The organism is Halovivax sp., from assembly GCA_007119345.1.
GTDB lineage: Archaea > Halobacteriota > Halobacteria > Halobacteriales > Natrialbaceae > Halovivax.
In genome coordinates, this window is record SKPV01000013.1 from 1 (window position 1) to 11,170 (window position 11,170).

Consider the following 11,170-nt stretch of genomic DNA (forward strand, 5'->3'; position numbering starts at 1 on the left):
CTGTGACCCCTCGTTTCGGAGGACCGTCTCCCGCCGAAGATCTTGGTTCCCCAACCGAATACGGATCTGGTCGGCAGAACCCAATCTCGAATACCACGATTTTTTGCTGCTCGACTTTCGAGTCAGCGTATGGCACCCCACTCACTGGATGTCGACCTGCTCGGCGAACTCACCGAGACCAGCGGCGTGCCCGGTTACGAAGACCGGATCCGGGACATCGTCGAGCGGGAGTTCGCGGAGACGGTAGACCGCGTGCGAACGGACGCGATGGGCAACGTCGTCGGAACGCTCGACGGCGAATCCGAGTACTCCGTCGCGGTCGCCGCGCACATGGACGAGATCGGCTTCATGGTCAAAAACGTCGAGGGCGAGGACGACGGCTACGGCTTCCTGGAGCTCGACCCGCTCGGCGGCTGGGACGCGCGGGTGCTGAAGGCCCAGCGCGTCACCGTTCACACCGACGACGGGGACGTCCCGGGCGTGATCGGCTCGCCGCCGCCGCACACCCTCGACGAGGAAGATCGGAAGAAGCCGCCGGAGATCGACGACGTCCACGTCGATCTCGGACTCCCCTACGACGACGCCGTCGACCTGGTCTCTCCGGGGGACCTCGTGACGATGGACCAGCGGACCGAGATCGTCGGCGAGACGGTCACCGGCAAGGCGCTCGACGACAGGATCAGCGTCTACGCCGTGCTCGAAGCAGCCCGCAGGCTCGAGAAATCGCCGGCGACGATCCACTTCTGTGCGACCGTCCAGGAGGAAGTCGGCCTTCGCGGCGCGCGGGCGCTCGGCGTCGACATCGACCCGGACCTGGCGATCGCGCTGGACGTCACCGTCGCCAACGACGTGCCGGAGTTCGACGAGGGCGAGCACGTCACCCGTCTCGGCGAGGGGACCGCCATCAAGCTCAAAGACGGCAGCGTCATCACGAACCCGAAGGTCCACGCTCGCCTGCGCGAGCTGGCCGAAGCCGAGGAGATCCCCCACCAGTTCGAGATCCTCCCGTCGGGTGGCACGGACACCGCCGGCTTCCAGCACGCTCACGGCGCGAAGCCGGTCGGCGCGATCTCGATCCCGACGCGGTACCTCCACACGGTGACGGAGACCGCCCACGTCGACGACGTCCTGGCGACGATCGACCTCCTCGAGGCGTTCCTGGCCAGCGAGGACGGCGAGTACGACTACACGCTGTAGTCGTCGGCGAGACGGGGTCGTCGCGGCGACCGTCGACGCGAACGCCCGGCTCAGCCGGGCGCCTCGTGCACGACGAGTTCGACCTCCCGCGGTTCGCCTTCCACGTCGGCGACGAGTCGCCGGACGACGCGTTCGGCCTCTTCCAGCAGCCGCGGGCGGACCTTCCCGATCACCCAGTCCAGCGAAACCAGTTTCGGAAGGCTAACCGCGTCCGGATCGGCCGAGTGGGGGTCGTACACCGCCTCGAAGTAGATCCGGCTGGCCGTCGCCTCCCCGTCGGGCGCCGACTCCGGCTCGGGCTCCACGCGCCACTCGCCGGCGGCGTCGACGTCCTTGACGAGTCGCCAGGCGAGTCGCTCCGGCGCCTCGATCTCGCGCACCTCCGAGCGGGCCGTGTACGAGAGCTTCCACCAGCCGAAGTGGAGGTCGTATCGCGTGCCCTCTCCGCCGTCGCCGTCCCGCGAGACGGATTCCAGATACTTCGTGTACCGCGGATAGTTGGTAAACGCACGGAGCGTCGGGTAGATCTCGGCCGGTTCGCGGTAGACGAGCGTGCTCAGCAGGATCCTGTCCACGGTCGGTGTAGGAGGCGTTCCCGCATAAACAGTATTGCGAATCGGCGGCTCCGGACGGATCGACAGTCGCGACGTTCCGATCCGGATCGACGGCCGCGAACCGACACCGTTGTCGGGTCGCACCCGCTACCGGGTACCATGCGAGACGTGGTCATCGTCGGCGGCGGCGTCGCGGGACTCTCCGCCGCCATCTTCACGGCGCGGGCGGGTCTCGACACGCTCGTGGTCGCGGGAGGAGAGTCGATTCTGGCGCGCAACGCGACCCTCGAAAACTACCCCGGCTTCCCGCTGGGCGTCGATCCGCGGCTGTACCTGCGGATGGTCGAAGCGCAGGCCGAGGCGGCCGGCGCCGCGTTCGTCGACGATCGGATCGTCCACGCCGAGCCGCGAGTCGAGCAGGAACTCGAGGCGGGATTCGAACTCCAGGGCGAGGCCGCGACCTACCAGGGGCGGCGGGTGATCGCGGCCTCCTGGCCGGACAGCGAGTACCTCCGTCCGCTCGACGTCGGCCGCGACCAGCAGGGAACCAAGTACGTCGTCTCGGTCGACGACGCGGGACGGACGGCCGTCGACGGCGTCTACGCCGCGGGCCGCATCGCGGGAGAGCCCCACCAGACGATCGTCGCGGCCGGTCACGGCGCCAAGGTCGCCCTGGCCGCGATCCGGGACGGCGAGACGCCGTTCTACCACGACTGGATCGCCCCCGACGGCTACTTCACCGAGCGGGGTATCGACCTGCCGCCGGCCTGCGAGGAGATCGACGAGGAAGAGCGTCGTCGGCGCGACGAGCGCGCCAGGGCGGCGATCCGGGAGTGGGTCGCGACGGCGGTGGACGAGGAGCCGACGATGCACCCGGACGTCGAAGAGAGCTGATCGTCGGTCGCTTCGCGACCGGCGAGCCACGTCGACGGTCGCCGGAAACCGGGTCGACGGAGCCTCCGGGCTCCGCGGTCGCCGTGGAGGGAGGGGCGCCGGTTTGACCGTCGACTCTCGCGTACGTTCGGCGCCTCGGTCGGGCGGTCGTCACGCTCGGCGCCTCGAACGGTCATTCGACCCGCTCGGGCGTTCGTCACGCTCGGCGCCTCGGTCGGGCGGTCACCCGCCGTACCGCGCTCGATCCGGGCCGAACAGGAAGCACATCGCCAGCCCGAGGAGCACGAACGCGACGAGTCCGCCGAACGGGACCGAAAGTCCACCGGTCAGGTCGCGAAGCAGGCCGACGCCGAACGGGGACGCGCCGCCGAACACGTACCCGCCGGCGATGCCGACCGCGCTGAGCCGACTCGTCGCCACGCTGTCGGTGGTGTAGTCGACCGGGAGCATCAGCATCAGCGTGAACCAGGCGCCGACGCCGAATCCGAGCGAGATCGCCCAGAGCCACGGAGCCGCCTCGGGGACGATGGCGACCCCGCCCGTGCCGACGAGCGTGAGCGAAACCGTCGGGACGAGCCACACCCGTCGGTCGGCGGTTCGATCCCCGACGACCGTGATCACGATCATCCCGACGAGGCCGGCGAGGATGAACACCGTCAGGAGGAGCCCGGCAGCCGTCTCCGACCAGCCGAGCGCGGTGAAGCGCGGCGCCAGCCACGTCAACATGGAGTAGTAGACGGCCGTGTTGATCACGTAGAACAACGTGAGCCCCCAGACGAACGGATTTCGCCAGGACAGCCAGGACGCGGATCGAGCGGCGGGCGCCGGGGTCGTCGGTCGCGGTCGATCTCGACCCATCGCTCGTGCAACCGGGAGCCACGCGATCAGCGCGGCGGCGGCGACGACCGCCCAGATCGCCAGCGCGCCGGGCCAGGAGTCGAGGTACCGTCCGATCGGGACCGTCGCGCCGGCCGCCAGCGTGGCGCCGACGGTGAGGGTCACCGTGTACAGCCCGGTCCCGAACGCGACGCGGTCCGGAAAGTACAGCTTGACGATCGACGGCAGGAGCGCTTGCGTGATGCCGATGCCGACGCCGACGACGAGCGTGGTCGCGATCAGCACGACCAGCGACTCGCCGCCGAGGCGGGCCGCCGTCCCGATCCCGATGAGGAACACGCCCCAGAACACCCCGCGTCCGTGACCGATCCGCGAGACGATCGGTGGAACGGAGAGCGCGAACACCCCGATGAGGACCACCGGGACCGCCGTCAACAGGCTCACTTCGGCGCTGCTCAGCTCGAGGCTCGCGCCGATCACGTCGAGCAGCGGAGCGACGGACACGATCGCCGGGCGGAGATTGAGCGAGACGAGCGCGATCCCGACGACGACGAGCCACGTCGAAGCGCGGTCGGGCGACGCCGACGATTCGGTCATGACTCGGGCTTCACCTACCGAACGCGACGGCCCGGAGACCGGTGACCGGAATAGCGATGCGCGCGTTCGCGTCCGTCGACGCGACCGTCGATATCTGCGACGCGACCGGAGTTCGCACCGAGAGCGCGCCGAGATTCGGTATTCGTAACATTATAGCGACGGTACTTTCCCACAAGAATGAGTTTCGTTCGGGAGTTTAAAACGTTGCCCCAGGTCCGTCCCCGATAGTTTGCACCGCGCTCACCCCCGGGAAACGAACCGTACCCGTTGACAAGCCGCTCCTGTTAACAAGCCGCTCCCGTCAACAAGTCGCTCCCGTCGACGATCGGCCCGATCGGGTCCGACGTCCACCGACGCGATCTCGCCACTCACGTGGTCCGGACGGGCGGCTTCGCCCGGTACCAGTGCCGAGGCGCACACTCCGGCCCGTGATTCTTCCCGCCGAGCGGCGTACGAGCGTCATGGCCAGGATCGCGATCACCGGCGGCACCGGAACGGTCGGCAGACAGGCCCTGCAGGCCCTGGAGGATCACGAGACGACCCCGATGGCCCGCAGCGAGGCGAACGACCTGGACATCGTCGAGCTCGACGTGGCCGACCGCGACCGGTTCGTCGACGTCCTCGAAGGGGACGACGTCCTCGTCCACCTCGCGGCGAATCCGTCGCCGAACGCCGACTGGGACGGCGTCGTGGGCCCGAACATCGAGGGGACGTACAACGCCTACCACGCCGCCGTCGAGAACGGCCTCGACCGGGTCGTCTTCGCGAGCACCAACCACGTCGTACACATGTACAACGCGGCCGACCCCGCGGAGCCGGAGTCGCTCCGGGAGAATCCGCGGACGGTCGATCCCGACGACCCGCCGCGACCGGACTCCTACTACGGCGTCAGCAAGGTCGCGGGCGAGGCGCTCGGGACCTACTACGCCGACCGCCACGACCTCGAGGTGATCAACCTGCGCATCGGATGGCTCCTGGAGCCCGACGAGCTCGAGGAGACACAGTCAGAGGCCGACGAGGACGCCCGGTTCGCTCGAGCGATGTACCTCAGCCCGCGGGACTGTCGGGACGCGATCCGGACCGCGGTGACCGCGCCGATCGACGAGTCCCCGGTCACCTGCCACATCGTCTCGCGGAACGACGACCGGTACTTCTCGATCGTCGAGGCGTCCGCGCGGCTCGGCTATCGACCCAGGGACAACGCCGCCGAAGTGCTCGGGTCCTGAGCCGGCGAGAAGGCGCGGGGCCGGCCTCGCGAGAGGCCAACGTTTAACCCCAGCGGCTCGTACCGTCGGAGCGATATCGATGTCGACGCTGGAGGGAGTCTCCGTCGCGCTCGGAATCACCGGCTCGATCGCGGCCGTCAAGACGGTCGAACTCGCTCACGAGCTCCGCCGCCGCGGCGCCGAGGTCCGCGCCGTGATGACCGACGGCGCCCGGGGGATCGTTCACCCGTGGGCGGTCGAGTTCGCGACCGACGGGCCCGTGGTCACCGAGCTGACCGGCGGGATCGAACACGTGGAACTCTGCGGCGTGGACGGGTGGGCGGACGTCTACCTGATCGCGCCGGCCACCGCGAACACCGTGGGGAAGATCGCCGCCGCGGTCGACGATACGTCGGTCACGACGACCGCGACGACGGCCCTCGGGGCCGGCGTCCCGGTCGTGATCGCGCCCGCGATGCACGAACCGATGTACGATCACCCCGGCGTTCTGGAGGCGATCGAGCGCGTCGAGTCCTGGGGCGTGGAGTTCGTCGACCCCCGGATCGAGGAGGGAAAGGCGAAGATCGCGACCGAGGAGGCCGTCTGTGCGGTGACCGCCCGTGCCGCCGGCGACCGTCCGCTCGCAGGCCAGCACGTCGTCGTGACCGCCGGCGCGACGGCCGAAGCGATCGATCCCGTCCGCGTGCTCACCAGCCGGTCGTCGGGGCGGATGGGCCGGGCGATCGCGCGCGCCTGCTACGTCCGCGGCGCGGACGTGACGCTCGTCCACGGCCCGGTCGGGCCCCACCGGGTCGACCGGCCGTCGGCGCCGGCCGAGGGAGCGGTCCCGTACGCCGACCTGCGGCCGGTCGAGAGCGCCGGCGAAATGCTCGAGACCGCGCTCGAGGTCTGCACCGGGGCGGACGCGCTCGTCTCCGCCGCCGCGATCGGCGACTACACCGCGGATCCCAGCGACGAGAAGCTCCGATCGGGCGACGCTCGCACGCTCGACCTCGAGCCGACCGCGAAGCTCGTCGACGAGGTCCGCGAGCGCAACCCGGACCTCGCGATGGTCGGGTTCAAAGCGGAGACGTCCGACGACGAGACGGCGATGATCGAGGCGGCGCGGTCCCTGCTGGAGCGGGTCGACCTCGCGTTCGCCGTCGCGAACGACGCGAGCGTGATGGGCGCGGACGAAACGAGCGCCCTGCTCGTCCACGCGGAAGACGTCGCGCGCTACGTCGGCGACAAGGCCGGCCTGGCCGACGAGATCGCCACGGCGCTGGCGGTGGTCGTCGGCGGGTCGAGGACCGACGATCAAATCGACGGATAGCAAGCGAACCACCGACGGGCGAGGCGGCGGATAGCGAGCGAGCCATCGACGGGCGAACCGACCCGTAGCGGGACGAGTGCGACGAACGAGCCGAAGAGGGACGAGTCCGCGGCCGAACCACGGGCGGACGGCCGAATGGGGAGAACCGATTACCAGTCACGAAGATTATATAGGAAGCGTTCGTGGCTCCGAGTGAATGGATCGGAAACCGTCTCCCCTCTCGATCGTCTGCGGGTGAAACCGAGATGCTGCGACAGCGCGCCGACGCCGACTATCTGACCAAAGGCGAGATCTTCGAGGTGCTTCGCAATCAGCGACGCCGGTACGTCCTCCAGTACCTCAAGCAGGACGCCCGACCGGTGGAACTGGGCGATCTCGCCCAGCAGGTCGCCGCCTGGGAGTACGAAACGACCCCGAAGGACGTGACGCCCGAACAGCGAAAGCGCGTCTACACGACGCTCCAGCAGACGCACCTTCCGAAGATGGACAAAGCCGGTATCCTCGACTTCGACTCCGACACCGGCATCGTCGAAGCCACCGACCGGACGCGAGCCATCACCGTCTACCTCGAGATCGTTCCCGGCCACGAGTTCGCCTGGCGGGAGCTGTACCTCTCGCTCGGCGCGATCAGCTGCGCGCTCGTGGCCGCGCTGTGGGGGGAGGTCTACCCGTTCACGGCGCTGCCGACGCTCGCCTGGACGGCGCTCATCGCGGTGACGTTCACCGGCACGGCCGCGGCCCACATCGTCCACGAGCGGAACATGCGCCTCGGCTACGGCGATCAGCCGCCGGAACTCTCCTACGGGGCAGATAAGTAGTCGGGACCCCCGTCCCCGGGACCGGCGTGTACGTGGATCGACGTCCCCGGGACCGGCGTGTACGTGGATCGACGTCCCCGGGACCGGCGTGTACGTGGATCGACGTCCCCCTCGATCGGTGCGGGCGACCTCGGCGTCCCCGACCACGTCTTCACGGTCGAAGCCGGCCGTCCCCGCCGCCTTTCGTCAGCTTTTACTCGCCTTCGATCACACCCACGACATGGATCAGTTAGAGCGGTCACTGCTGGAGGCGCCGATCGTCGAGAAGGACGACGGATACCAGTACTTCGTCCACCCGATCAGCGACGGGGTCCCGAAACTCGACCCCGGCCTCCTGCGCGAGATCGTCATCCGGATCATCCGGAAGGCCCGCCTCACCGAGGTCGATCGCATCGTCACGCCCGCCGCGATGGGGATCCACATCTCGACCGCCGTCTCGCTGATGACTGATATCCCGCTGACGGTCATCCGCAAGCGCGAGTACGGCCTCGAGGGTGAGGTCGCGATCGCCCAGCGGACGGGCTACTCGGAGAACGAGATGTACATCAACGACGTCCGCGAGGGCGAGCGCGTGCTCGTGCTCGACGACGTGCTCTCGACGGGTGGAACGCTCGCGTCGGTCATCTCCGCGTTGGAGGAGATCGGCGCCGAGGTCGTCGACAGCGTGGCCGTGATCAAGAAGGTCGGCGGCGAGAACGAGGTCGAGGAGGCCGGCTACCACGTGAAGACGCTCGTCAACGTCGACGTCGTCGACGGCGAGGTCGTCATCGTCGACGCCGACGGCGACGACTGATCGCGGAACCGCCGGGGGCGAGAGCCGCGACGGCCACACCGAGGGATCCGCCGGTGGTGGTTACGACGCATCGTCGGCGCCCAGGCGCGGCGTCGCGTCGACCGAGGGATCGTATCGGTGACAGCGAACCGGTCGGCCGTCGTGCGTCGACTCCGCAGGCGCCTCGCGCTCGCAGACGGTCGGGAGCGCCGCGGCCAGTTCGTCGGCCGCCGCCTCGTGTCGGCCGCGGCCGAGCGCGTCGACCGCCGCGTCCACGGCGCGGGAGACCGATTCGTCGGGGATGCGCTCCGGGAGGCCGAACGCCTCGCGGACGGTCGCCGAATCGATCCGGCCCTCCGCGGTCGCCGGATCGACGGCGGGCGGGAGTTCGCCCGCGGCGACCGTAAACCGGAACGCGGCCAGGCGCTCCCACAGGTCGGCGGACACGTCGACGTCCGCCGGCGGGATGAGTTCCGGACAGCGCGTGTGGAACCGACAGCCCGACGGCGGTTCGGCGGGGTCCGGAACGGTGTCCGTGAGCGGGCTCGCCAGGTCCCTGTCGGCCGGATCGAGGCTCGGCACCGAGCCCATCAACACCCGGGTGTACGGGTGGGCCGGCGACTCCAGGACGTCGGCGATCGGCCCCCGTTCGACGATCTCTCCCAGGTACATCACCGCCACCCGGTCGCAAAACCGCCGGACGACGTCGATGTCGTGGCTGATGAAGAGGATCGAGACGTCGAACTCTCGACGGATCTCCTCGAGCAGCCCGAGCACGTCCGACTGGACGCGGGCGTCGAGCGCGCTCGTCGGTTCGTCGGCGACGATGAGATCGGGATTGCACACCAGCGCCCGGGCGATGGAGATCCGCTGTTTCTCCCCGCCGGAGAACTCGTGGGGGTATCGGTCGGCGTCGTCGGCCGAGAGGCCGACCCGTTCGAGGATGTCCTCGACGATGGCCCGGCGGCGATCCCCGTCGGCCATGCCGTGCAGCGCCAGCGGCTCGGCGACCGCCTCGCCGATCGAGAGTCGCGGATTGAACGCGTCGTTCGGATCCTGCACGACGAGCTGCGCCCGTCGGCGGAACGATCGTAACGCCCCGCCCGAGAGATCGGTGACCGATTCGCCGTCGAACCGGATCTCCCCGCCCGTCGGCTCCTCGAGGCGGAGCACCGAGTGGGCGGCCGTCGTCTTCCCGCTCCCGGACTCGCCGACGAGCCCGAGCACCTCGCCGCGGCCGACCGCGAAGCTGATCCCGTCGACCGCCCGGACGCGTCCCACCTCGCGTCGCAAGAATCCCCGGGTGATCGGGTAGTGCGTCTCGAGGTCGGATACCTCGAGCAGGGGTTCTCGATCGGGAACCGGGTGCCGGGGATCCGCGACGTCGGGCTCGCCCCCGCTCATCGCCCCACCCCCGACGCCGGACGGGCCGATTCCGCGTCCTCGAGGACGGGTGCGGGATCGCCGTCGGGCCCGTAGTGGACGCAGGAGGCCGCGTGGTCCCGAGTGTGACCGATCGCGTGGAACGCGGGCTGTCCGCCGCCCGCACAGTCCTCGACCGCGTGGGGGCACTCGCCCCTGAATCGGCAGCCGTCGGCGGGGACGTCGCCGCGGGCCGTCCGCTCACCGCGGCCGTCCAGGCCGTCGTAGCTGTCGAACAGGTCCTGCGTGTACGGGTGCGCGGGTCGCTCGAAGATCTCGTCGACCGGGCCCCGTTCGACGAGGGTGCCGCCGAACATCACCAGCACCCGGTCGGCGAGCGAGGCGACGACCCGCAGGTCGTGGGTTATCAACAGCAGCGACATGCCGCCCCCGGTCAGCTCCCGGAGGAGATCGATGAGTCGGGCCTGGACCGTGACGTCGACCGCCGTCGTCGGTTCGTCGGCGATCAGGAGTTCCGGGTCGGCCGCCAGCGCGATCGCGATCGCCACGCGCTGGCGCATCCCGCCGGAGAACTCGTGGGGATACTCGTCGACGCGCGAGGCCGCTCGCGGGATCCCTACCCGCCCCAACAGCGAGATCGCCCGCTCGCGGGCTTCGGCGTCGTCGACGTCCTCGTGGATGGTGATCGCCTCTTCGATCTGGTCCCCGACGGTGTAGACCGGATCGAGCGCCTGCTGTGGGTTCTGGAACACGTGCGCGATGCGGTTTCCCCGTACCCGCCTTCGAGCCGCGTCGTCGGCCTCGAGGAGGTCGACGCCGTCGAAGACGACGCGCCCGGCGACGATATCGGCGGGCGGTTGCGGGACGATTCCCGTCAGCGATTCGCACGTGACGCTCTTTCCGCTGCCCGACTCGCCGACCAGACAGACCGTCTCGCCGCGACCGATCTCGAAGCTCACGCCGTCGACCGCGCGGACGGTTCCGCGGTCGGTCCGGATGTCGGTCCGCAGGTCCTCGACGGAGAGGAGGGGCTGGCTCGAACGGTCGGTACCTGGCGTCGTCGCGTCGGTGAGTTCATTTGTCATGGTTCTCAGTGCTGCCCACGGGGGTCGAGCGCGTCTCGGAGCCCGTCGCCGACCAGCTTGAACGCGACCAGCGTCAGCGAGAGGGCGATCGCCGGGAACGTCGCCACCCACCAGACGTCGTGGGGTCCGAGGGGCCGGCCGTGGAGGTCGACCGGGGGCATCTCGCCCGGATCGACGCCCTCGGCGATCGTCAGCCCCCACGAGTACGTGTACACCTCCTGGAAGCCGAGGAACGCGACGCCGGCTTCGACGAGGATCAACAGCGCGAACAGCTGGAAGACGGCCGGGACCAGCGTGTTGGTGATGTTCGGCAACACGTGCCGCCTGGCGACGTAGCCCCTGGAGGCGCCGAGGCTCCGGGCCACCATCACGTAGCCGGCCTCGCGGCGCTGGAGCACCTCGCTGCGGACCAGCCGCGCGATTCCGCCCCAGCTCAACAGCCCGAACGTCACCAGCAGCAACAGCAGCGACGGGTTCCAGTACATGTACCCGATC

11 protein-coding genes are annotated in these 11,170 nt (G+C 69.6%); 6 read left to right on the forward strand and 5 right to left on the reverse strand.

Annotated elements, in window-relative coordinates; translation table 11 throughout:
• The first annotated feature begins 129 nt into the window (after positions 1 to 129).
• Positions 130 to 1,197 carry a M42 family metallopeptidase gene (locus QZT59_RS01190; protein WP_290810222.1) on the forward strand — a complete coding sequence of 356 codons (1,068 nt, stop codon included), beginning with the start codon at positions 130 to 132 and terminating at the stop codon, positions 1,195 to 1,197.
• 50 nt (positions 1,198 to 1,247) lie between these two features.
• Here QZT59_RS01190 and QZT59_RS01195 read toward each other — a convergent pair whose 3' ends face one another.
• A complete protein-coding gene (locus QZT59_RS01195; protein WP_290810223.1) occupies positions 1,248 to 1,772 on the reverse strand; it encodes an SRPBCC family protein in 525 nt (174 codons plus the stop codon).
• Between the two features lie 138 nt (positions 1,773 to 1,910).
• Between QZT59_RS01195 and QZT59_RS01200 the strand changes: the two genes are divergently transcribed.
• Positions 1,911 to 2,645, forward strand: coding sequence for an FAD-binding protein (locus tag QZT59_RS01200; RefSeq protein ID WP_290810224.1), 735 nt, complete (start codon positions 1,911 to 1,913; stop codon positions 2,643 to 2,645).
• 222 nt (positions 2,646 to 2,867) lie between these two features.
• Here QZT59_RS01200 and QZT59_RS01205 read toward each other — a convergent pair whose 3' ends face one another.
• Complete coding sequence (locus QZT59_RS01205; RefSeq protein WP_290810225.1) at positions 2,868 to 4,079, reverse strand: MFS transporter; 1,212 nt, start codon at positions 4,077 to 4,079, stop codon at positions 2,868 to 2,870.
• Positions 4,080 to 4,540: 461 nt separating this feature from the next.
• Here QZT59_RS01205 and QZT59_RS01210 point away from each other — a divergent pair, with 461 nt between their 5' ends.
• The 4 genes from QZT59_RS01210 to hpt all read left to right on the forward strand — a co-directional run bounded on the left by QZT59_RS01210 (position 4,541) and on the right by hpt (position 8,228).
• A complete protein-coding gene (locus QZT59_RS01210; RefSeq protein ID WP_290810226.1) occupies positions 4,541 to 5,305 on the forward strand; it encodes an NAD(P)-dependent oxidoreductase in 765 nt (254 codons plus the stop codon).
• A gap of 79 nt (positions 5,306 to 5,384) precedes the next feature.
• Positions 5,385 to 6,617 (forward strand): bifunctional phosphopantothenoylcysteine decarboxylase/phosphopantothenate--cysteine ligase CoaBC, encoded by a 1,233-nt coding sequence (gene coaBC, locus QZT59_RS01215; protein WP_290810228.1) that lies wholly within the window; start codon positions 5,385 to 5,387, stop codon positions 6,615 to 6,617.
• Between the two features lie 245 nt (positions 6,618 to 6,862).
• The gene (locus QZT59_RS01220) at positions 6,863 to 7,435 is read left to right on the forward strand and encodes a hypothetical protein (protein ID WP_290810230.1); all 573 of its coding nucleotides are present in this window, start codon (positions 6,863 to 6,865) and stop codon (positions 7,433 to 7,435) included.
• Positions 7,436 to 7,655: 220 nt separating this feature from the next.
• Positions 7,656 to 8,228, forward strand: a complete 573-nt coding sequence (hpt, locus tag QZT59_RS01225) for a hypoxanthine/guanine phosphoribosyltransferase (protein WP_290810232.1) — start codon at positions 7,656 to 7,658, stop codon at positions 8,226 to 8,228.
• A 60-nt stretch (positions 8,229 to 8,288) separates the two neighbouring features.
• Here hpt and QZT59_RS01230 read toward each other — a convergent pair whose 3' ends face one another.
• From QZT59_RS01230 to QZT59_RS01240, 3 genes are all read right to left on the reverse strand, one after another.
• Positions 8,289 to 9,611 (reverse strand): oligopeptide/dipeptide ABC transporter ATP-binding protein, encoded by a 1,323-nt coding sequence (locus QZT59_RS01230; protein ID WP_290810234.1) that lies wholly within the window; start codon positions 9,609 to 9,611, stop codon positions 8,289 to 8,291.
• On the reverse strand, positions 9,608 to 10,675 hold the full coding sequence (locus QZT59_RS01235; RefSeq protein WP_290810236.1) for an ABC transporter ATP-binding protein: 1,068 nt from the start codon (positions 10,673 to 10,675) through the stop codon (positions 9,608 to 9,610). The genes QZT59_RS01230 and QZT59_RS01235 overlap by 4 nt, the downstream gene beginning before the upstream one ends.
• Before the next feature lie 5 nt (positions 10,676 to 10,680).
• Positions 10,681 to 11,170, reverse strand: a 490-nt coding sequence (locus QZT59_RS01240; RefSeq protein ID WP_290810238.1) for an ABC transporter permease, incomplete at its 5' end; no start/stop codon positions are given.

Coding starts and splice junctions, on each gene's coding strand:
- QZT59_RS01190 (WP_290810222.1), top strand. CDS start 130: ATGGCACCCCACTCACTGGATGTCGACCTGCTCGGCGAACTCACCGAG.
- QZT59_RS01200 (WP_290810224.1), top strand. CDS start 1,911: ATGCGAGACGTGGTCATCGTCGGCGGCGGCGTCGCGGGACTCTCCGCC.
- QZT59_RS01205 (WP_290810225.1), bottom strand. CDS start 4,079: ATGACCGAATCGTCGGCGTCGCCCGACCGCGCTTCGACGTGGCTCGTC.
- QZT59_RS01210 (WP_290810226.1), top strand. CDS start 4,541: ATGGCCAGGATCGCGATCACCGGCGGCACCGGAACGGTCGGCAGACAG.
- coaBC (WP_290810228.1), top strand. CDS start 5,385: ATGTCGACGCTGGAGGGAGTCTCCGTCGCGCTCGGAATCACCGGCTCG.
- QZT59_RS01220 (WP_290810230.1), top strand. CDS start 6,863: ATGCTGCGACAGCGCGCCGACGCCGACTATCTGACCAAAGGCGAGATC.
- hpt (WP_290810232.1), top strand. CDS start 7,656: ATGGATCAGTTAGAGCGGTCACTGCTGGAGGCGCCGATCGTCGAGAAG.
- QZT59_RS01230 (WP_290810234.1), bottom strand. CDS start 9,611: ATGAGCGGGGGCGAGCCCGACGTCGCGGATCCCCGGCACCCGGTTCCC.
- QZT59_RS01235 (WP_290810236.1), bottom strand. CDS start 10,675: ATGACAAATGAACTCACCGACGCGACGACGCCAGGTACCGACCGTTCG.